This window comes from Candidatus Protochlamydia sp. R18 (assembly GCF_000648255.1).
Taxonomy (GTDB): Bacteria; Chlamydiota; Chlamydiia; order Chlamydiales; family Parachlamydiaceae; genus Protochlamydia; species Protochlamydia amoebophila.
Map to the genome: position 1 here is coordinate 1 of NZ_BASL01000680.1, position 23,916 is coordinate 23,916.

Sequence of the window (23,916 nt, forward strand, 5' to 3'; positions counted from 1 at the left end):
GTAGACAGTTTTGTATTTGGCCAATCTTTGTATCCAATCGAAAGGATGTAGTCGTCTAAAAGGCAGTAAAGTGCTATAATTTGTTCTTCCATGGCTTCAATCCTTGTTATTTGTTGCACAAAAACAATTTAAGGATCTGAGGCCTTTTTATTTACATCTAAATTTTATTTCAACTTAGTTATTTGCAACTTACATTAATTAGTAGGCTGATTTAAAGTTTTAGCCCTTGAACAAAATTTTAACAAACTAACTTCTTCCATTCTTTGTTTAAACCTAAATAATAATTTTTCAAATTTTAAATTGATTCGGATGGTTGTTTTTAATAATATTATTTCAACGTGAATTCTTGTTAAATTAAAGGATAGCCAAGTCATGCAAAGCACACATTCTATTTATCCCCAATTTTTCAGTGAGCAACCATCGAAATTAGAAGATTTAGATAACCTTGATATGGTTTTAGACGCTATCGCAAAACATAAACATTCCAAAGCCATCGAAAAGTTTAATGTTTTCATGGCCTCTTTGCCGTTACAGGTTGAAAAAGAGGTGATTGAAAAGATTTTTGCCTGTCTCCGGGCACTTATTCCTGTGATAGAGGCTCCCCAAGAGATAAATGAGAGTGTACGTTTACTGCTTAATTTGACAGCAGGCCCTTGTTTTGTAGAAGAGCAACAGCGAATAGCTATCGAACTTGCCAAGTGGCACTACAAAAAAGGCAAACAAGAAAAGCAAGAGAATAAACAACTAACCTATTTTATTGATTCCATTCACTATGTAGGAAAGGCTCAGATTATCTTGAAGGCTTCCCCAAATCTTCAGTGTCTAGCTTCGCGCCTTTTTAAAGCGGCTTCGACCTCTCTTAGCTTTTTTAAGCATCGCTTAGAACAAGCGGTGGGGAAAAACGATAGCCAGCAAGTCGCGCAATTCTTCACAAATCTTGCAACGCGCTTCGAATTGATCTGCTGCCCAGTTGAAAAGCATGCGTTGATTAAATTGTTCTATAAACAAGTGCATGCTGTTATCTCACACACATTAATCACTCGGGGACCAGAGCGGATACAAACAAGTGGTTTGAGCACTCTAAATGAAACGATGCTCCCCTACTTAAAGCGTTCCTCTTTTCCTACGGATTGTTTTATTACAACGACATACCGAGAGAAATTAAAGATTTATCGCGACAGTTTTCGCGAATTGTACGAAGAAATTAATTCGCAACAATTTACGATTGACGAAGTGCGCACTTTGCAAAGCAAAAGTTCAACGCACTTACTCTCTTTTTTGCATGCTTTAGTCGAAGATGCCATTGCCATTCTAGGAGATTCTCCTTGTTCATATGATTTACGAGCGATGGGATCTTTAGCCAAAGAAGAGATCTGTCCCTACTCAGACTTAGAATGGTGCATTCTCATCGAAGAAGTTGAGCATCGACCCTACTTTGTAAAATTAGCCCGCCTATTAGAACTACAAATAATAAGCTTAGGAGAAGATCCAGCACAAGGGTTACCCGTTTTTACTTGTATCGGGGCTAAACACCGTTCTGGTTTCCATATCGATTCTGGCGGCAATCCAGCTGTTGTCACTGATCTTATCAACACACCCGATGGGTTGGCTCAGATGCAAAAAATGGAGGAATACGCCTCTAATTCCCATAGCAATACGCTACGCAAGACCATTTCTTTTCATCAAAAAACCCCTGCACTCTTTATCCTCTACCAAACAAAAATGCGCGAATATCTTGATGAAGAAGTGTCGCAAGTAAGAGAAATCAGACGCAAAAGGCAGACGATACATTTATTAGCAGATCGCCTACAGACCTATGAACAGATTTGGCGCCACCCCTTTAAAGAAAAAGTTATCGATCTAAAAAAGGGCTACACAGAGCTACTTCATCACCTGTTAAATGATTTATCTCTTTACTTCGGCATGGAAGAAGCCAATACACTCGATCTTATCGACGCGCTTGTGAAAAAGGGTATTTTCACAGCCGAAAGTGGGTTCTTATTGCAAGAGGCGGTAGCGGCCATTTATCTAAAAAGAGTGGGCCTTCATTTTACTTGTGGGGAGCAAAAAGAAGAGGTTAATCTGGAAGATTCTCTTAGTGAACAGGAGGTTCCGGCAAAGTTTTATTGGCTTGTGCTGCGCCCTCTTTACCGTAAATTGAAGCTTTGCTTTTCTGGTTGGGATACTCATGATTTAAATTTTTGCATTTCCAGACTAGACCCTCATCAATTAAAGACTTGCATATTTAAGCTAGACGCTCATTTTCATAAAATCGATCTCCTTCGAGGGGCTTATTATGAAGAGGAGCTGCACCCCGATAACATAGACAATCTCAAGCCTTGGATAACGCATTTCGTAACTTATCTCATTACTAGGCAACTAGCTAACGCGTTTGATCAGAAGGCTTGGGATTGGCATGAAGCTTATTACCAAAGACTTTCACTGATGACCTTCACAGATCCCCTAAGAAAAATCTATTTTAATATTTTGGATAACTATCGTGCGGAGGAAAATTTGGCTGCGTTAAGGGCTCATCTTGCCTCTATCCCTAATCCAAGCGGAGTTAGACAAAGCCAGCGCTTAGAAGAAGAGCAGTTTCAACAAGCGATTCTCGCGATGACGGTCGACCAGCCGGATCCAGACGATCCCTTCCAAGTCAAAATCCGCTGCCCAACATTGCCTGATGCCCGCTACCTTAGACAAGCAGTAAGCGAGCAAATTTTAGAAGAAACTGGTAATCTTAAACGGCAATACAAAAATAGTGCTCACCTCGTCGCGAGTGCCTCCTATGAAGGCTACCAACTACATTTTAAACAAAAACCAACCCATCCTTTGCTGGAATATGCCATCCATGCACTGACGGCACGCATTGCGGGGCACTTAAGCCCTCCGACTGAGCTGGCACGCTTTGAAGTCGAAGTGAAAGGAAAAACAAGGATCTATCCCGTCTTAATTTCCAAAACAATACAAGGACAAACGTTAGAAAATGCAAAACAGCTAGACGTCAAGCAATTGACCTGGGCTTGCCTGTGTGCTTTATTGACACGTCCAGGAGATGGGAGATTCCCCAACTATGTCGTTGAAGAGGGGACACGGCACATTTTCTGCGTCGATAATGATATTTCTTTTGTCGAACCTGTGATTCGCCATGTCGTCGGGCATACCGTGCATTTTTCTTCTGCTCTTTTTTGCTTAGATTCTAAATACTGTCTAGACCCTGAAGTATTGCAGGCTTTCCTTGATTTAAAACCTAACCTCATTATCCGTAGTTGGCTTAAAGACTTAATTCAAAAAGACAAGATGTACCAAAATCTTCAACTTTTTACTCGCAGAGAGGAAAAAATTTTATATGAAGAAAATCCAAAAGATTGCTTTAAAGGAACCCTTCTTTTGCGCAGCGGGACGATAACGAATCTACTTGTTCAATTTTACCATCTGCAAGACTGCTTGCGCCAAGATTTAACAAACAAAGAAAAACTCATTCCGCTAGACCTTTTATCACACCTTGTCAGCTTACGAGGCAGCCAAAAGCAAATTTTAGATCACCGGGTTTATGATAAATACAAACTAGCGGCCGCGAGCAGTTTAGATCCCAAGCAAAGATTACAAAAAGCAATCGATCGGCAAGTAGACATTTCACTCACTTCTGCCCAAGCCGATGCAGCCAGCTTTGGCAAGCCCCCGACATTTGAAGAAATTCAAAATCGCAAAGAATACTCTCCTAAGAAAGCTCAAAGCGAACTTTCTATTTTTACCTTAAAGCAAGATACATCAAATGTTATATTCGGGATAAACAAAGAGGGAAAATGGATTAACGCAAATTTTGAAAAGATGGCCAAAGGGAAAATACCTGATTACGAGCGACAACGCATTGTATTAGATGCCTTAATTTTTCTAATGCACAATAAAGGCTTTCAGCCACAAAAAGTCACTCTGATGAACTGCGCCGTTTTAAATTACACTATGTTAAAGCCTTTCTTACATGTTGACCTTACCTATTTAAATCTAAGCGGCTGTCAGTTTATCAGAGAAGAGGTCATTCAGGAAATAGAGAAAAGCTCTCCTAACCTCAAAGAGCTTTATTTAAGCCACTGCGCTCACCTGCATGCGTTTGAAAAACCACGCTTTCCCTTTGCATCGACCTGTTTGCAGTTCGCTAAATTAGAAGTATTACACCTTAGAAGATGTCGGATGCTTACCTCGATTCATTTAGATGCCCCTCTTTTGCATACCGTGGAAGCCGATAAAAACCCTCAATTAAAAACGCTCTTTTTCACAGCTGCTGCTGCTTATGTCAAAGGAAATTTTACAAGTTGTCCGGCCTTAGATTTAGAAATGGCCAAAAAGGAAGGATTGCATAGAATCTTAAGGGATTTTCCCCTATTGTTTCGAATTTATACAAGTGATTCTGAGCTCATTTCACTTAAGCTTCCTGGCAAAAAAATAAAAGCTGAAGGCACGGAAGCTCTTGCCCGGGCCTTAGTTTGCAATACTACTCTTGAAACGCTCGATCTTGAAGGTAACGAGATAGGCTATAAAGGGGCGGAATTTCTTGCTCAAGCTCTTGCTTCCAATACAACTCTCAGAATACTTTATCTTAACGATAACCAAATAGGGGATCAGGGAACGGAAGCTCTTGCACAGTCTCTTGCTTCCAATACCTCTCTTGAGATGCTCTATCTTAGCGATAACCAAATAAGCGATAAAGGGGCCGAAGCCCTTGCTAAGTCTCTTGCTTCCAATACGGCTCTTAAAAGACTTTATCTTAGCAATAACGAAATACGTGATCAGGGAGCAGAATCTTTTGTTAAGTCTCTTGTTTTCAATATGACTCTTGAAAAGCTCGATCTCAGCGGTAATCCAATAAGGAATAGAGGATGTCTAGCTCTTGCTAAGTCTCCTACTTTCAATAATACCCTTAAAGAACTTCACCTTCGCTATAACCCAATAAGTGATTTAGGATTTCAATTCGAACTATTATTTGGACTTTATAGAAATGCTTTTTGGCTTACTAAACTTGACCTTTCTAACAAAGCAATAAGCGATAAAGTAGTAAAAGTTTTTGCTCATGCTCTTGCTTCCAATACTATTCTTAAAGAACTTGACCTTCGCAATAATCAAATAAGTGATGAAGGAGCAGAAGCGCTTGCTCACGCTTTTGCTTCCAATGCAACTCTCAAAATACTTTATCTTAGCAATAACCAAATAGGCGATCAGGGAGTGAAAGCTCTTGCTTCCCATACTATTTTTGAAGTATTAGGTCTTGAGTCTAACCAAATAAGCGATGAAGGAGTCGAAGCAATTGCTTGCAATCTTGCTTCCAATACAACTCTCAAAATATTTTATTTTAGCAACAACCGAATAGGTGCTCAAGGAGTGAAAGCTCTTGCTCAGGCTCTTGTTTCTAACATTACCCTTGAAGAACTGCAATTGCAAGGTAATTTAATAGGCAATAAGGGGGCCGAAGCCCTTGCTAATTCCCTTGCTTCCAATACGGCTCTTAAAAGACTTTATCTTAGCAATAACCAAATAGATGATCAAGGAATAGAAATTCTTGCTCAGGTTCTTGCTTCTAATACTTCTCTTGAGATGCTTGATCTTAGCAATAACCAAATAGATGATCAAGGAGCAGAAATTCTTGCTCGCGCTCTTGCTTCCAATACTGCTCTCAAAAGACTTTATCTTAGCAATAACCAAATAAGTACTCAAGGAGCGGAAGCTCTTGCTAAGTTTCTTGTTTCCAATACTATTCTTGAAGTATTAGGTCTTGAGTCTAACAAAATAAGCGATGAAGGAGCAGAAGTTCTTGCTCGCGCTCTTGCTTCCAATACTGCTCTTAAAGAACTTGACCTTCGCAATAACCAAATAAGTGATAAGGGAATGAAAGTTCTTACTCAAACTCTTGCCTCTAACACTGCCCTTGAACAGCTCTGGCTTGTAAGTAACCAAATAAGTGATTTAGGATTTAACTTCAGGCTATTATTTAAACTTTATAGGAACGATCCTAAGCTTATCTCTCCAAACCTTTCTTTCAGTAAAATGGGAATAAGCGATAAAGCGGCAAAAGTTTTTGCTCATGCACTTGCTTTTAATACGATCCTTAAAAAACTTGATCTTCGCCATAACCAAATAAGTGATGAAGGAGCAGAAGCTCTTGCTCATGTACTTGCTTTTAATACGACTCTTAAAGAACTTGATCTTCGCCACAACCAAATAAGTGATGAAGGAGCAGAAGCGCTTGCTCACGTTCTTACTTCCAATACAACTCTTAAAAGACTTTATCTTAGCAATAACCAAATAAGTACTCAAGGAGCGGAAGCGCTTGCTCACGTTCTTACTTCCAATACAACTCTTAAAAGACTTTATCTTAATTTTAGCAATGACCAAACAGACTATAATGGAAGTTTAGTTTTTGATTTAGTTAATGGAGATAAGATATTAATAATTGGTGATCCTAAATAGATAAGGCTCTTAATTATGCTATTGTAATCACAAATAAAATATTTTATTAACTAAATGGGATTAGTTAGTTTTTTTAGAAAATGAAATTGTTTTCCTTACAAGTCTTGCCCACCTTTGTCTTAAGAGTGCAATTAAATCTTTCAATGTAACTTGTTTGACCAGATTGCTTGCTAACTGGTTGATGTTGGCTCTAAGGAATGATTTCATAATAACCTGAACTTTGGGTTTAGGTGTTTAGGCTTAAACAAGATACATAAAATTTGAATGACAAAAGACCTCAACATGATTTAAAAGCATTGTTTAACACAACCCTACTTAATCATGAGAGGTCAAAAATGGGTGTAACTGAATTCTATACTTTGGTTAAATCTTCATAAGGAATTTTTCAAATTTTAATTTGATTGGGCTGTTTTTTTTATAGTATTTTTACAACGTAGATTTTTCTTAAACCAAAGGATAGTTAAATCATGCAAAACGCTCATTCTATTCCCTCTCTATTCTCCTCCGCATCATTTAGTGAGCAATCACCGAATTTCCGGTATTTAGATAGACTCGATGCGATTGCGACGACTATCACAAAGAAAAAAACTTCCCAAGCCGTCAAACAGTTTAATGTTTTTATGGCCTGTTTGCCGCCTCAGGTGGAAATAGTAGTGCTGAAAAAGGTTTTTGTATGCCTCTTCAATAGTCGATAAAACTTTCTGAGCAATCTGATGGCTGCTCTTGCTAATTATTGCTTGAATCCATCCAAGCCTCGACTGTTCTTTTCAAATACAGAAATTGAAGCTGCTAGGCTTCTAGAATATTTTTGAGAGTTTCTTACGTTAAACTGGCGTTAACTAAATATCCATTTGTTGAATTAAGATATTTACTAGAAATCTGGCCTGGTTTTAAATCTCATCAACCTATGAAATAACCGGTAGTTTACAAATTCCTGTTTTAATTTTCTTAACAATTGGTATAACTATCTTGAGTTAGAAACTAGATCTTTTATTTCAATAAAATTTACTTCAACCATGCTAGCAAAAAAAGCAAATGATCCTCTTCTAAAATTTTGGACTCTCTTATCAAAACAAGAACAACAAAATTTAACGCTTCAAATAAAACAAATTAATCGCACTCTTCTCGACCAACAAATAGCTTTAATTAACCCATCTAAATCAGTTGATTCTTTTATTGAACCATTTAAAGATTATGCGTTTGCAGGAAATGAAAAGCTGCAATTAAAAGGTAAGGAACTCCTTCAAAACGGAAAGATGGGGTGTATTGTTCTCGCAGGTGGGCAAGGAACCAGGCTTTGTTTTGAAGGCCCTAAAGGACTTTTTCCTGTTTCTGTTATTAAGCATAAGTCATTATTTCAACTTTTAGCAGAAAAAACTGTTGCCGCGAGTAAACAAGTTAACTTTCCTTTATCTCTCGCCATTATGACTTCACCAGAAAATGATCAAGCAACTAAACAGTTTTTTGTTGAAAATGGCTATTGGGGTTTATCTAAAGGTCAAATTTCATTTTTTTGCCAAAGTACCCTACCTTTGCTAAATGCAGAAGGGTCTCTATTTTTAGAAACCAAAAGCCGTATAGCCGAAGGGCCTAATGGCAACGGGCATTGTCTACACGATTTTTATCAATCGGGCTTATACGACGCATGGAAACAACGGGGTATTGAATACATTAATATGATCTTAGTGGATAATCCATTGGCAGATCCATTTGATGCAGAATTACTTGGTTTCCATCAACAACAAAAAGCTGAAATTACTATTAAATGTACTGAAAAGCAAGAACCTCAAGAAAAAGTCGGAATTATCGTTAAAGAAAATCACCGAGTAAAAGTGATTGAATATTCTGAATTATCTGATCAGCATAAAAATGCTAGCGAAGCTAACGGACGTCTTCAATACTGTTGTGCAAATTTAAGCTTATTTTGTTTTTCCATGTCTTTTATTGAAAATACGCTCCCAAATCACCCCTTTTTGCCTATTCATAAAGCTTGGAAAGCAGCAAAATTTGTGAACGAGCAAGGAATTACTACACTGTCTTCTCATCCCATCGCTTGGAAATTTGAAACTTTCATTTTTGATTGGTTACAATATTCTAAAAAAGTTTTCGCTTTATTATATCCACGTCACCACTGTTTTGCTCCTTTAAAAAACTTTCAAGGAAATGACTCATTAGAATCTGTTCAAAAAGCACTTATCTATCGTGAAAAAGAAATTTTAAAGTCGATTACGGGTTTAGAACCTTCTTTAAACTTAATAGAATTAGCAGCTGATTTTTACTATCCGACATCAGATTTATTAAATAAATGGAAAAATCGTTTAGCAAAAACCTTGTATATAGAACCTTAAAAAGGTGGCAAAATTAGTTTTTTAGTACACAATAATTTCATTTATACAAAGCAAAGCTCTTGCTAATCATTAACAGACTTGAATTGGAAGCTTGAAAATACTGCATAGATAAAGAAATAGAAGTTTTCTTCTTTTCTGTGCTCTAACATTTAAAATATTAATTCTTATGTTATTTTTAACGCTTAGTATGTGTTCCCCATTTTTCATGCATGAAAACTTCTAAAGGGGAAAATACCACTTTATCAACAAGTAAGCCAACAGCAATAATTACAAACATCACTCCAATAACTGCATCCATCGCGTGAAGCTCTCGGCCATAGTGCAATAAATTACCCAATCCAAAACCAGTTAAAATGGTAATATAGATTTCTGCAGCCATTAAAGATCGCCAAGCAAAAGCCCATCCCTGCTTCATACCGCTAATAATAAATGGCAACGCTGCGGGCACAATTACTTTAAACCAAGTATGAAAGCCTTGAGATCCTAATGTGCGTGCTGCTCTGACATAAAGAGGAGGAACATTTTTAACCCCTGCATCAGTTGCTAAAGCTATAGACCATACAGATCCCATAATAACAATAAAAAACATCGCTTTTTCTGTTTGACCAAACCACAATATGGCTAAAGGTGCCCAACAAACGCTAGGAAGCGTTTGCAAGCCAAGTGCTAAAAAACCAATGGTATCTTCAAATAGTTGGAAACGAGCATTTAACAGCCCTATAGGAATTCCCACTAATAATCCGACAAGATATCCTTGAATAAGTCTTTTTAAAGTAACATAGCTCGCTGAAATTAATGTGCCATCTTGTAAGGAACTAATTAAATAGTGCAGTACTTGAAGAGGCGAAGGAACTAAAACAGGTGACCAAATTTCAGCGTAAACGAGTAATTGCCATAGGACAGTTAAAGTTAAAAAAAATAAACTAGCATGAAGGATTCTTTGTAAATTCATATTCTTTCTATTAAAGGCATTTGATTTTTTAATATATGCGTAATTTCACTAGCAAATTGGGCTACTTCTATACTCCGAATATCTCTAGAACGCGGTAATCGAATAAAAAATTCTTGTTGAATACGTCCTGGATGGGAAGAAAATAAAAATAACTTATCCCCTAGGCAAACCGCCTCCGCAACGTTGTGTGTAACAAAAACAATTGTTTTCTTTTGTTGTTCCCAAATTCTTTGGATATCTTCGTAAAGTTGTTCCCTTGTAAATGCGTCTAAAGCAGCAAAAGGCTCATCCATTAAAAGGATATGGGGATCTGGAGCTAAAGAACGCGCTAAAGCAACGCGTTGTTTCATTCCTCCTGATAATTCATGTGTGTGAGCATAAGCAAACTTATCTAGGCCAACCAATTTTAAATAACTGTGAGCCAATTCTTTTCTTTCTTTTGCTGTCAATTCGGGCTTTAATTTTAATCCAAATAAAACATTGTCAATCACATTTAACCACGGAAAAAGAGCTGACTCTTGAAACATCACTAATCGATCACTCCCAGGTCCGGTAATTTCTTTACCTTCACAATAAATCTTGCCTTGATCAGGAAATTCTAATCCTGCAATTAAATTTAATAACGTACTTTTACCGCAACCTGAAGGCCCTACTAAACAGACAAATTCTCCAACATTTACGCTTAATGAAACACGCTCAAGGGCTTGCACGTTTCCCGATTTCGCTTTAAATGTTTTACTAACATTATCGATAATGATTTCTGCAAGGGTGAGTTCAACTTCTGTCATGAATTAAACCTTTGGAGTGATCAATTTCTTCCAATACCTCAGCAAGAAGGCGAAGATCATACAATCCTTTAAGTTGGGGCTGTTGCTTAAAAAAACCAATCTCATAAGCCCAGTTAGCATAGCGATATAGAGAGGCTTGAATAGGTGCATACGTTAATTCGATTTTTTCCCAGGCGCGATCTATAATTTCTTTCGCTAAATTTCTAAATACTTCTTTTTTTAATTCTTGGTTAAAAAAAACTTTAGCTTGCTCATTGTTTTCCTGAATCCACTCCGTTAATTTAATATGAGCTAAAATCCACTTTTTGACTAAATCTGGCCGATTTTGTAAAAAATTTTCAGTACTAACTAAATGCGTCGTGACATACTTTCCACCAGTTTGCTTCCAAAGAGAACTTTCTTCTAAAAAAACCTCTCCTTTAGCTTCTTCGACCAATCGGCTTGCCCAAGGTTCAACTGCCCAAGCAGCATCTAAATCTCCTTGGTGAAAAAGGGTAAATTGATCCACATTTTCCATTGGAATAACCGTGACCTGTCCCCCAAATAAGTTAAATTCAAAACCGTTAGAATAGAGCCAAGCCCTCGCTGCCACATCTTGGGTATTCCCTAACTGAGGAGTCGCAATTATTTTTCCTTGAAAATCTGAAATGTTTTTAATGCGATCCGATTGAATAATCAATGAGGCACCCCCGCTGCAAGAACCACAAACAACGCGAATTGTTTTTCCCTTTGCTTTCAGGTAAGCATTAATTGTTGGACTCGGGCCTACATATGTTAAATCTAATGAATCTGCAAACAGAGCTTCCATTGCACTCGATCCCGCTTGATAAACATACCATTGAATCTCTACATCCGGACCTAAAAAGCTTTCAAACCATCCTTTTTGTTCTCGACTTAACCCATGACCAATGACAGCTTGCGCATGAGTGATGGTCGCAAAATGTCCCACTCGTAAGACTGTTTTTTCTTTTAAATGTTCCTGAGCAAAAAGCTTAAAATAACACATTAAGCAGAAGCAAAGAATAGAAACTACCTGCATGGCGAACAACCTACGTTTTATTCCAACACAACAAATTTTCACGCTCGTTGGATGATGTGATCTAGTTCGTTACCATACCCAATTCAAGTATTTTTCCTCTAATTTTTATGAAGCTGTCAACCATTAGCCTGAATGCAAAGGGCTTATATCTCAAAAATTTTACTTTTTAAAAGTTTAAAACTAAAATTTCAAATTAATTAATTATTTTAAAGCATTTTGGCATGCTTTTCTCATTTAATTTAAAACAAAATCTATTTTTATAATTAATTATATAATTAAACACATTAATTGTTTTTATTATATAATTATAATTAACAAATTAAACATGGTTATTATTATGCCAATTGAATTTGTTAGTACAAATCCTTTAGAAAAAATACAATCAAACCCTCAAAGCACAGAAGAAATTAAATTAAAAAATAAAAATTTTATATTACCTAATGGAAAACAATACTTTATTAGTAAATTTAAAATAGATGGAAAAGAAGTTGAAGTTAGTAAACTTAGTCCTGAACAATTGCAAAGTATTGCTTTAATAGCAGATAAATTATTCAAATCTGCTTCTTCTTTAAATTTAAAAAGAAATGACTTGAATTCTATTGGGATTATGGCAACTCCTGATAAAACCACTGCAGTCACTGTTAATTATAAAGATTCAACCAATACTCAAAGTGTTAAAGAAGAAAAAGTTAATCGATCAATTCACCAAGAGTTCAAGAAAAAATTTCCTAGCTGCTTAGCTGAAAATATTCAAAGAGTTAAAACAACTCAAACAATTGCGCAACATCAAATCCAATTTTCAAAAGCCTATGGAGATGGGCAAGAATTAGATGGGATACCAGGTAATGAAGAACCACTTACTAAAATTCCAGCGCGTTTAATTGGGCCAAAAACATTGCCCAGCGAACAAGTGATCACTCACACTTACTCTATCGATGGGCAAGATTATGCGACTCAATATATCACAAGAGACACAACAGTCGATCAAACAATTGAATTCTGTAAAAATATGATTTCTCATTTAAGGGTAAAATTGGCGAAAGCTTCAGAAGAAGACAAAACAAAAATTATGTCCAAACTTCGTTTGTATGAAAACTCCTTAAATAGTGCTAATAAATTTCGAGAAAATGAAAATTGGTTAAGCTCGGATTATTTTCGAGGACAGATCCGTGAATCAGGCTTTACTCAAGCTACAGAATCTTATGTCTCAGCCCCCGTCAATATGCGATATCAAGAACTGCAAGTTGATGGAAAAAAAGAGGTTGGATTTTATAGGGTGGGAATCATGTCTGATATGCGAAATGGTTTCTATAGTTTATCCGATTTAAAATCTTTTAAAAATGAACCAAAAAAGGTAAATGATTTAATCCAAAATTTATCAAAAAAATTGAATTCCAAGCTTACAAATGATCAACGAGTCTCTATTGAAAATGCTCTTAATAATTTAAAAATTATGAGAGGAAGCCCATCTTACATTGATATAGTTTATCAGGAACGTAAAATGATGATTGAACAACAAATGGTTCAACTCATTGCAGGTCAAGTCCGCCAAAATCCTCAAAAAGTTTTAGAAGCCTTTGAAGCAGGAAATAGTTTTGATTTGGTGCATGTTGCCCTTCTTAACCAAAGAAAAAGTGAAATGGGCTCTACGGGTTGGGTGCATGATGAACGAGTAGAAATGGAAGATATGCAAGAAATTTTTGCAGAATTTAACGGAAAAAAATTGTGTTTTAATGGAACGGGACCTTTGATCGATGGAGATATGGTTTATCTTCCTCAACAAATCAAAGATTCAGAAATTGTCACAATTCCCTTAGCAACGGCCTTTTTTAATACATCTGTACAAGGCAATACACATAACAATAAAACACAATTAAAGATAAATACCGAACAACTTCGACAATTACTTATCTCCCATCCACATTTATTTGATAAATTTCCTGAGGTTAAAAAATCACTATTAGAAGATTCATCCACAAGTTATACACTTGCAGAAGAATTACTCATGGTTCTTTTATCCTCTAAAACTTTTTGCGTTTCTTTAGGTTGTTTAAGCGCTAAAGATCGGACTGGTCTAGTTGCTGAACGTTTAATGTTAAGACACCTTCACCCTCATCTTCCTTCAAAGAGAAAACATGATTTTGATAAATCCATTTTTGATCCTAATGGGCCAGCAGTTAGAGTTGTTACAGACAATACTCCTAAATTTAAAGTATTGAAAGTGAATCCTCGCGCCTCCCTTCCACAAGGGTTTAACTTCTTGGATCGAATAAAAATGGTGTATAGTCTATTAAAAGCATCTTTTTAAACTCCTATTCTCTTGACACTGACTTTATCTTGCCGTTTTATGAAAAAGTTATTCCTATTGTTGCTAAGACATAAAAAAAATAAAATAAGGTGCAAATTAAAGCAAATATTCCAAAAATTGCACCGTTCCGGGTTCTTTTAGTAGGGCGTTTATCAAAAAAGATAGCCCACAACATCAAAGAAAAACCATATACATACATAGCAATATAAATATAAAAAGTTGCAATATCCACAAAAAAGCTCACTTTGGATGAATTAGCTGTCTTACAAATATTTAGTCTATTAAAAAATCTCTAAAATAAACCACAAATAAAATCCAAAATCGATGTAATAAATTCTTTATTCAGCACAAACTTATTGTTCTTGTATTTTTAAATTATTGTTAGGTGATGTTAATCAATTTACTTTGACTAAATAAATTTTTCCAAACGCGTTTGAATCCCAGATAAGCGAAAACTTTGTTGAGAAATTGTTCTTTCAATTGTGAAATCAGCTCCCCACACCTCAATATGTTTACGAGCCCTTGTAACGCCAGTATAAAAAACTTCTCTACCAAAGCATTCCGATCCTTCAGGTAACATTAAAATGACTCTCTCGAATTCGCTGCCTTGACTCTTATGAACAGATAAGCAATAAGCTAATTCATACTTAGGAAGTAAACAAGCGGGTAAACAACGTATATTTTCTCCCTCATCTTTAGAAGGAAATAAAGCATAATCTTCGCTCGCTATTGATTTTAAAGGCAGTTTTCGAATTAACACACCAGTTTCGCCATTGAACAAATTTTGTTTGTAATCATTCGTGACAATAATAATAGGAATTGCTAACCACCCTGATGATAATTTTATTTGGCTCACATGATTCCAAATGAGTTGATTAATACTATCTACTCCAAAATACCCTTTTCGCATAGGTGATAAAATACGAATGGTATTAAAAAGCTCTAATATTTTTTGATTATCTTGAACTTTTATAGATAAAGGAAAATGATTCATAACGTGCTGGACAAATTCTTTTTGCGCTTCTCTTCTATCTGGAGACAAATTTAAACGAGAAATCCCAGCAATCTGTGTTTCGTTAAGCATGCTCAACGTTTCTTGACCCTTTCCTTGATTAATATAATGCGCCAATGAAACAATAGAGCTTAATTCTGTGCGTAAACAAACTTTCAGTTCTGTACAGGGAATTTTTGTTTTTAATTTCGTCAAATCAGCAAATAAACTTCCTGCTTCCACAGAAGGTAATTGATGCTGATCACCGAGTAAAATCAGTCGCGAGCCTTTTTTTAAAGCTTCAAATAAATAAGCCATCATTTTGACATCGATCATTGAACTTTCATCTACAATAATCAAATCCGCTGCTAATCTTATACCCGATTCATTTCTTGAGCGATTATTAATTCCCAATAATTGATGCAAAGTTTTTGCTTTTAAAGGAGGAAAATCTTTTAACTGCGCGGTGACTAAACTCAAACTTTTTTGTAAATTTGCCGCAGCTTTACCCGTCGGTGCTGCTAAAGCAATTTGGCAGTTTTTTTTCTGACATTCTTTTAAACTATCCCAATAAATTTGAATAAAACGGCCAGCCGTAAAAGTTTTTCCGGTTCCAGGTCCACCAGTAATAAGTGAAAGAGACGATAAGCATCCTGTTAAAATTGCTTGAGCTTGTTCCAATAACAATTTTTTTTTCAACACACATTCATTAAGGTGTTGTTCAAGGACAATTCGATTTAATTCAAGCGTTGGGGGTGTTTGTAAATGTTTTTTTAAATTTTTTAGAAAAACTGTTTCTAAAACCCAATGTTTTTGCAAATAAAAATTGCCTTTATGCATACATATGGGAGTATTCGGATAAACAGAATTTTCAAGACTATCCATAGCTGTCACAAAATTAACCGGAATATTTTCTGACCCCTGCAAAATTGAATGGGTTAAATTCTCTAACTCTTCATTAGATAACGGTGCTGCCGCTTCATTCATCCAAAGTTGTTTTACCGTAGGAAATAAAGTCTGATTCCTGATTTCCACGCATAAATGCCCCTCTTGAGCAGCCATCAAAAGATGGCAAATAAACAATACAAGGTTTTGATTGATCCATTGACCTTTAATAAGTTCTAAAGTTAAAAGATAGTTTAAATAAGAAAGTTGATTTTTACTTAATAACTGATTAACGAGGGGCCAATTCGGTAAGTCTTGAGCTCTTTTTGTGCCCAACCAAGGAGCTAACTTATATGATTCTAAAAAATTTTGCTTTGCGAATCCTCTTTCCATTACCTTCACTCGTAATTTTTAGGCGAGAAAATTTTTATTAGATCCTGCGCGTCACAAAAATAAATTCCTGATTGTTTATTAGATTGAATTCCTCTTAAAAATAAGTAAAAAAATCCGCCAAAGCATTCTTCAAATGATCGTGTTTCCACCAATTTTAAATATCGTTTCAGTGCTTCAGTATAAATTTTAGCTTGTACGAAATAATTATGGTCCAACATAGCTTGATGTAAATGAAAAAAATCATAACACTCGTTTGATGATCCAAGCCAATTACTTTTCCAATCGACAATATAATATTTACCTTTATGAACAAAAATCAAATCAATAAAACCTTTAATTAATCCTTGCCCTTCTACCAATCCCTCTATTGCTAAATCACTTTCATACGGAAAAAGAAAAGTCATTTCACGAACCAATTTCGATGGCTCAATATCCGCTAAACAAAAGGGGGAAGAATGAACGCCTAAATCTACATTCAGGACTTGATAGACTAGTGCAGCTAAAACATTTTCCCAAGGTCGGTACATTTCATTTTGAATCCATGGACGAATCAAAGGAAGAGTTTCAACAGCTAAGTTTACCCCTTTAAAATCACGAAACGAAATTTTTTCTAATAGCTCATGAATAAGAATACCTGTTTCACTGCTTGCTGGTAAGGTATGTTCAGTTTTAATAGAATTGTTGAAATCGTGGGGAGGAGTCTGCGATAGTGAAAAAGAAGAGATTCGATTTAAGCTTGAAAACGAACTCATTAATAAGGGTGTTCTTAAAATAGAAATAGACTTAGGTGGCTCAAGATCAATAAAGGGAACAGAATCCTTCTTATTTTTTTCTAGAAAAATTTCTCTGTGAATCGAATAGGTCATGCCATTTCGAGAACCTATTTCCTCCATAAATTTAATAAAACTTTGACCATTGAAATGTCGGATGCGGTCATAAAGGGTCTCATAACTACACTCAGTCTGTCCGAGTCTACCTAAAAGAAGATCTAAAGGAGATGCCTCACCATATTTAATTTGCTCAGAAGGAATATGGAGACTTATCGGAATATAAAGCTGATATTTCGCGCGCGTCATGGCAACATACAGTTGCCTCATTTTTTCCGCGTCAATTTCTTCGCAATAGTGAAGTCGCTGTTCACTTGATTCTTCTAAAGGAATTAAAACAAATTTGCCTTCTTTTTCAATAGGAATCAATTCATCTTTGAAAGAATTACGTTGAATTAAACCTAAAGCAAAAACGATATCGAATTCTAAACCTTTACTCACATGTAATGTTAAGATCTTAATTCCATCTTTAGAAGGATCTTGAAACCGCTTAACTCTGGGATCTTCATTTTCATCCCATTTTTGAAATTGATCTAAAAATGGAATCAACCCTTCAGGTCCATTCCATTCATGATATTGATGATTAATGACAATTTCAGCAATTTGCTGTAAATCATGGTAAAAATCAACACCTCCCTCTTTCGCTAATAATTGTTCCAGAATAGAAAGTTTATTTTTCTCCCAGCAACTTTGTAAGAAACGATCATAAAAGATGGAGAATCCCTGCTCTATCAAAACTTGCTTTAAAGATTGGATCACTGACAAAATCGATTCTAAATTCGAAGAATCATGCAACTTTTCATGAGACCAACCAATCAAAGAATTGCCTAAAAGTGTTCTAAGAGTCCCTATGTTTTGCGGATGAAGAACAGCTTTAATAAGGTCTATTAAGGCATTCAATGCAGGTGATTCAGCTAAACTAGTCCCTCGTTGATTTAAATAAGGTAATTGATAGGAGTCAAAATATTCGGCGAGACGTAACGCTTGATAACGATCTCTTACTAAAACAGCAAATTGGCTATAGGCCAATGTTTTTTGCTTCCTTAAGCGTCTAATTTCTTGTGCAATAAAAGGGAAAAATACTTTTTGTTCTAAATCTTGTATGGTTGAATTCTTTTTATTGCTCCCATCCCCCATAAAAAAGTGAACAGCTCCTTTTTCATCCTCAAATAAACGTGTTTGATTGAAAGTAGAAGCAAAAACAGGTTGATAAGTTAAATGAAAATTTGTTTTAGGAAGAGGAATAAACTTTGGAGTATGATCTGGAGAAAATAAGACATTCAAAGCATTCACTAACGCTGGTTGAGAACGATAATTTACATCAAGAGAAAAACAATGCTCATGTCCGAGTGCTTGCGCAGCTGCCAAATAAGTATAAATATCTGCTTGCCTAAAAGAATAGATCGATTGTTTAGGATCACCGACTAAATATAAATAACCTTTCCAAGTTTTATCTTGAGGAAGAAATAAACGTCGAAAAATTTGCCATTGTAAAGGATCTGTATCTTGGAATTCATCAATAATAGCCGCTTGATAAATCATTTGAATTTGTTTTAAAAAGTTCTCTTGCCCAATTGCCCAATCCATTTTTCTTAATAAATCGTCCGGGGAAAGCTTTTCCTCTTCTCTTTGATAATTGCGCAATAGCTTTTGGCAGGCTTTGGCAAGTCTAGCTATTAATATAGATTCATCCCGCGCTAAATAGACGACTCTCTCTAAAGTGTGATGCAATAAAGCTGTAAAACCTGGATAATTTAAGCGAAAGGATGCTGCAGGATTTTTAAGTAACGTCGGATCTAAGGCTAGCACCCATTCTAAACCATCGCCAATTAATTGATCAAAGCTTTCAACAGTCCACTCAGTTTGATCAAACAAAGCAACAAATCGAGAAATTTTAATTAATGTATCAGCTTTGGATTTGGCTCCTTTATAATTCCGAAAAAAGGGAGCTTGTGCTTGAAAATCTTCCATTAATAAAGAAGAATTTATGGAATAAGTTCTTTGTAAATTCTGCATGCCTTCAAGAAACTGTTGATAAATTTGTTGAAATGTAGGCAGTTCTTCAAACTCATAGCCACTTTGAATAGCTCTTAATAGTTTTTTTTGATCAGGATCATGTTTTAAAATAATTTCAAGTTGTGCAGGGCTAAAATTTTCTAAACGAATCTCTGTTCGAAAAAAATCTTGAATGATCGCTAAAATTTCTGACGGAGGAAAAGTTTCTTCCCCATAACTCGCATGAAAGCCTATATCACTTTCAATTGCATACTGCCTGAGCATGCGCGCACAAAAAGCATGGATTGTAAAAATTTGCGCTTGATCAAACTCAAATAACGCTTGCTGTAACTTTTTTTTTGCTTTTAAAACACTTTCTATTCCTGTTTCAATGACGGCCTTTAAATAGTCCGGAGTATTTTCTAATACATTTGAATGACTTATCCATTCATTAAATACTTCTAAGGCATATTCAATATTCAATCTAATACGTAGTTTTAAATCTCGTGTTGCAGCTTTCGTAAATGTGACGACTAAGATTTTACTTAGCGGCAAGGCTTCTTGTTCCAGCTGATTTTCAATTAATAAACGGACTACAATATTTTGAATAGAAAAAGTCTTTCCTGTTCCTGCAGATGCTTCAAGTAGGTAATGTTGATGAAGAATTAACTGCCTATCTAACACATTAAAATTCTTCATGCATCTTCCCCTTTCTTCTTTTTAGGAGGGTACCATAATTGAATCAAATCTCCGGCTAGTTGTTTACCGATCTCTTGCCAAGATTCGATTAAAATTTTCGGGCAAGGTAAATGGTCTTTATTAAAAACCCACCTTAATTCTTGATTTAAAAAAGCTCCAAAAGAATTTGAAAAGACCTGTTTCATGTAATTTTGAATTGCCTGTTCATCCCCTTCAATAAGGAAAGGAATCCAATCAGGAAAGAGCGGAGAAAAATTGCGCATAGATAGTGCATAATAATTGATCAAATGCTTTAAATAAGGAATGCTATCGTTAAAAAAAGCCTTTTTAACCTCTGAAGATTTTGAAAGAATAAGGTTTCTTTCAATCGCCTCAATATTAAAAGTTGTAGCATAATTAAAAAGCAAAAATTGGGGCCATGCTTTCCAAGCATCTGAAAATCCACTTCCTTGACTTAAAACAACAAGTCCTTTTTTAGAAACAAAAGGCAACTTTCCAATGATAGAAATTTGATATTGATCAGAATACTTCAATTGAAGAGCTGGAAGTAACCATTGATCTTTTTGAATTTGGCAAGGTTCGGAACAACTAGTACAAAATTCGATTTGAAAAAGTTCGGAGGGATTAATACCATGTTTATACAATCTTTGATGCACTTCATCTATTTCATCTTTGAAACGTTTTGTCGCAACTGTTTTGAACATCCCCAAAGGAAGTTTTCCTTCTTTATCTGCAATCTGCATCACTTTTTCAAATGGTTCCTTTAATGCAAATTGTTTGAGCTGGTATTTATTTAAGGCTGATAATCCAAGCTCTTCTTGGTTTTTAATAATCCGATCTTCATAGCCCTCCAAATAAATGTCTAACCCTTTATTCAAATAAAATTTAACAGGTGAGCGAACTAACGTATTTAAAGTTTTTAAATCAATCACTGTGTGAGAAGGAAGGATATCTTCAAGAGAGTAGTTAGTTAAGGTAAATTGTTTAAGTAATCGATGAGAAGGAGTTTTATGAGTTTGGTAGTATTGTTCAGCAATTCTATAGTCAAACTGTGAGTAATTATTTAAAATAGAATTTGGTTTGAAATAAGAGACGTCAAATGCATCAAATGGATGTTTACTCACGCATTGTTCAGAAATTTTTTTATTTTGAATGAGATAATATTTATCCAAATAGGTGAAAAATTCTTCAATAATCAAACTTGGTTGCAATACTTTGGAATCTTGGTAGGTGTATCCTTGATAACTAATGATGAAAACATCTGAAACAGATTGAAGAGCCTCTAAAAATAAATAACGATCATAATCTGTGGAATTTGGGTTATAGTCAAGGTTGTCTTGCCCAACCATTAAATTCAATGAAGTATGATAACCTGCACGGGGAAAAGCTCCTTCTTGCATTCCTAGTACTGCGATTACTTTGGCAGGAATAGAGCGAAGAGGCATCATGGAACAAAATCGGATCGTTTGCAGGTGGCTTTCTCGATAAGTAATCCCTCTTTGTTGTAAAAGGTTATTCAAATGAAATTTAATAGTTTGGAAAGAAAATTTTGTCTCTTTAAAAGTCTTTGCAGAATCACCTAAAAGCTTAAATTGAGATTTTAATTCTTCGTAGTCTGCTATCGACTGAGAATCTTCAAAGTCGCACTTAAAATAAGTGTCTAATAAACACGAGAGATAACAAGACCATTCTTCCATACACATTTGAGAGCGATCATGTAATGGCGATAAATCATCTCGTAAAGAATGCAACAATCGAATCCACCTCTCCATTAATTCTGCTTGAGAAAAATCGATTCCTTCACATGGGATAGAATCAAAAGAATGAGAATCGGCAGATTTGACAACTGTTGTTAGTCCAAGTAACAAACGAGTTAAACCAAAATTCCAGGTCCCAACTGAGCTAGAATCTACCATCTCTTTCTCACAATGATGCCTTTGAAGTAACTCATTTCGATGTAGCCAATCTTCTCCCCAACGGATGCCTGCTTGTTGAATCCATTCTTGAATGAGATAATAATCACTTTGAGTCAATTGATGACAACGTTGAAATAGACGGTGCCCAAACAGCTGTAATAATTCACTTACTTCCCAACGACTTTCACTTAACCGAATCAATTGGAAAAAACCTTGGACAATTTCACTTTGTGCTTGCATGCCCAAATCAAGAATTTGAAAATCTAATTGACTTTTTTCTAAACCAAAAATACTTTGAATATAAGGAACGTAATCAGAAATTTGAGGAGCCATCACAATAATGTCATTGGGTTGCAAAGTAGAATCTTTTTCAAATAATTTTAAAAGATTGTGATAAAGGATTTGTATTTCACGTCGAATCGAGGGAGCAATGTGCAATTGGATTGAATCATCTTTTCGTTTAAAATTAAAAGGAGGCTTTCCTTCAGGATTACGCATCATCAATATATCAGCTTGAATTGCATGAAGAAGAGTCAAAGGTTGTGAGGACTCCTTTAAAAAAAGATCTTCTTGAAAAAATATTTCATCATTCAATTCACTCACATGACTTGGAAGGATATAACCAGCGTGAGTAGTAGCTTGACTCTCCTCAATTTGATAAGCCATTTCTCTTCCAAGTTTTCCAAAATTAGCTAAAAGGGGATTTCTGTCTCTTAAAAGTTCTTCTAATTGTAAAACTTGAGAAGCCTTTGATCCTAATTTCTGCTGCCAGTAGGTTTGCAAATATCTTGTCTCGTTATCGGAACGAATATCACTCCAAAAAACTGCACATGGAGAAAGTAAATAATAGTAAATAGGGACAACATTCGCCAGCTTCGATAAAAATTGAAATTCAGCTTTAGAAATAAAACTGATTGAGAAAAAATGAACTTCACACTCAGGAAAAAATTTAAGTGTTTTTTGGAAGGCTTTAGTCCAATAAGTCCATCCTTGATTGCCCCCAAAAAGGCTTTTCCATAAACGACTCTGCCAACCTTTATGTTCTGATTTTTCCCATTTAGAGACTAATGCATAAGCATATTTTCCATACTCTTGAAAAATTTTAGCTAAATGATAGCTTAAACCTGTCAATCGCTTTTCCATTTTACGTGTTAATTTAAGATTTTCGCCCACCTGCTTAGAATTTAATTTTAAATAATAAATCAAAGTTAACCAGTCTTGTTGTTCTTCATCACTTAACCGATGATAATCTTGCAAAACAGTTAACAATTCTTTTTCAATAGCCAAAGATAACTCTAAAATAGAAGGGATGTTTTCCTTTTTTAATTGAAAATAGTGAATGAGAGTTTCAAAAGCCTGATTAAGATATAGAAATTCAATTCCAGCAGCTATTCCTAAATCAGGGTCTTGCGCCATTTTTAAAGTTAGCCATGTTTGCATGGCTGGTCCATAAACAATCACAAGTCGCTTTTTGAAAGGCGTTTGCTTAAAACCGAAAAGATTATTCTTCAGCTGCTCGTAGAGGATTGATAGCTGGTTACTAAAAAAAACTTCTAAATCGCTCACAAAGGCTCACTTTTTGGTGTATCAACTGTTAGGGTTAGAAGTTTACATCCTTCCTTGCATACAGTTTTGTTGAATCCAACATGAAATTTTAGCAAGAACATATGAATGTAACAAGCTTATATACCTAAACTTTAAGTTTTTTTATCTAAATGGGAAGGTTAGAAATACAGAAGGGTTAACCATAACTTATTCAACTATAAAATTTGTTTTTTAAATTAAGATATCTCTGTTTCATCTGTATAAAAATAATGGCTAGTCATAAATAGGCAGTGATTTCAAATTGCTATTGTCGTCACAGATAAACATCTTTCGAACAATTCAATAAATAGGGTTTCCTATTTTCTTTGAGAAAGATCCTATTTTTCGTATGAGACTTACGCATCGCTGCCTGATTGGACAATGAAATCTTTCCATGTCACTTCTTTTCCCTGATTCTTTGCCAACTGGACTGTGCTGCTGCCATGGAATCATTTCATCCTAAGCTGCGAATATTTCTGTGAAAAAGTAGGCTTTTTTTTAATTTTGCAGGCAGTTTTGTCATCAAAGCCTCTCCTGAAGCTTTTGACTTTTTTCATACATGATATGCTAAGATTTGGCGCGTCGTCGAATACATGAAAAGTCATAGCCACTAATCATTTTCCTGACTTCCCACAAAACTCCCTATTTCATCTTCTTCAAGGGAAACTCTTTCAAATGATTTTCGCATTCTTTCTCTACTATCAATTGAAATCATTTCAGGCCTTTTTT

9 protein-coding genes and 2 pseudogenes are annotated in these 23,916 nt (G+C 35.4%); 3 read left to right on the top strand and 8 right to left on the bottom strand.

Translation table 11 applies throughout. The features are described 5' to 3' along the window. Positions 1–92, bottom strand: a pseudogene (locus TY19_RS14115) (IS982-like element ISPasp3 family transposase); the annotation flags it as partial. Positions 93–372: 280 nt separating this feature from the next. Between TY19_RS14115 and TY19_RS05120 the strand changes: the two are divergent. Further along, positions 373–6,462, top strand: coding sequence for a leucine-rich repeat domain-containing protein (locus TY19_RS05120; protein ID WP_042280708.1), 6,090 nt, complete (start codon positions 373–375; stop codon positions 6,460–6,462). A 50-nt stretch (positions 6,463–6,512) separates the two neighbouring features. Here the strand turns inward: TY19_RS05120 and TY19_RS14120 are convergent. Next, positions 6,513–6,673: pseudogene (locus tag TY19_RS14120) on the bottom strand (IS1 family transposase); the annotation flags it as partial. Between the two features lie 805 nt (positions 6,674–7,478). Here TY19_RS14120 and TY19_RS05130 point away from each other — a divergent pair. Then, the gene (locus TY19_RS05130) at positions 7,479–8,810 is read left to right on the top strand and encodes a UTP--glucose-1-phosphate uridylyltransferase (protein ID WP_042280710.1); all 1,332 of its coding nucleotides are present in this window, start codon (positions 7,479–7,481) and stop codon (positions 8,808–8,810) included. A gap of 175 nt (positions 8,811–8,985) precedes the next feature. On the opposite strand, the gene TY19_RS05135 is transcribed toward TY19_RS05130, so the two are convergent. Genes TY19_RS05135 through TY19_RS05145 form a run of 3 tightly spaced genes read right to left on the bottom strand, consistent with a single transcriptional unit; the run spans position 8,986 to position 11,589 of the window. After that, a complete protein-coding gene (locus tag TY19_RS05135; RefSeq protein ID WP_042280711.1) occupies positions 8,986–9,762 on the bottom strand; it encodes an ABC transporter permease in 777 nt (258 codons plus the stop codon). Continuing rightward, a complete protein-coding gene (locus TY19_RS05140; protein ID WP_042280712.1) occupies positions 9,759–10,550 on the bottom strand; it encodes an ABC transporter ATP-binding protein in 792 nt (263 codons plus the stop codon). Before TY19_RS05140 ends, TY19_RS05135 begins: the two co-directional genes overlap by 4 nt. Then, positions 10,537–11,589, bottom strand: a complete 1,053-nt coding sequence (locus TY19_RS05145; protein ID WP_052354795.1) for an ABC transporter substrate-binding protein — start codon at positions 11,587–11,589, stop codon at positions 10,537–10,539. Before TY19_RS05145 ends, TY19_RS05140 begins: the two co-directional genes overlap by 14 nt. A 337-nt stretch (positions 11,590–11,926) precedes the next feature. On the opposite strand from TY19_RS05145, the gene TY19_RS05150 reads away from it, so the two are divergent. Further along, positions 11,927–13,897, top strand: coding sequence for a hypothetical protein (locus tag TY19_RS05150; protein ID WP_042280713.1), 1,971 nt, complete (start codon positions 11,927–11,929; stop codon positions 13,895–13,897). A gap of 409 nt (positions 13,898–14,306) precedes the next feature. On the opposite strand, the gene recD is transcribed toward TY19_RS05150, so the two are convergent. Genes recD through TY19_RS05170 form a run of 3 tightly spaced genes read right to left on the bottom strand, consistent with a single transcriptional unit; the run spans position 14,307 to position 23,169 of the window. After that, positions 14,307–16,166: an exodeoxyribonuclease V subunit alpha gene (gene recD / locus TY19_RS05160; RefSeq protein WP_052354796.1), complete on the bottom strand. Its 1,860-nt coding sequence runs from the start codon at positions 16,164–16,166 to the stop codon at positions 14,307–14,309. Positions 16,167–16,171: 5 nt separating this feature from the next. Next, positions 16,172–19,687, bottom strand: coding sequence for a UvrD-helicase domain-containing protein (locus TY19_RS05165; RefSeq protein ID WP_052354797.1), 3,516 nt, complete (start codon positions 19,685–19,687; stop codon positions 16,172–16,174). Next, entirely contained in the window at positions 19,684–23,169 is a 3,486-nt protein-coding gene (locus tag TY19_RS05170; RefSeq protein WP_042280714.1) for an exodeoxyribonuclease V subunit gamma, read from the bottom strand. The genes TY19_RS05165 and TY19_RS05170 overlap by 4 nt, the downstream gene beginning before the upstream one ends. Positions 23,170–23,916: the final 747 nt, after the last annotated feature.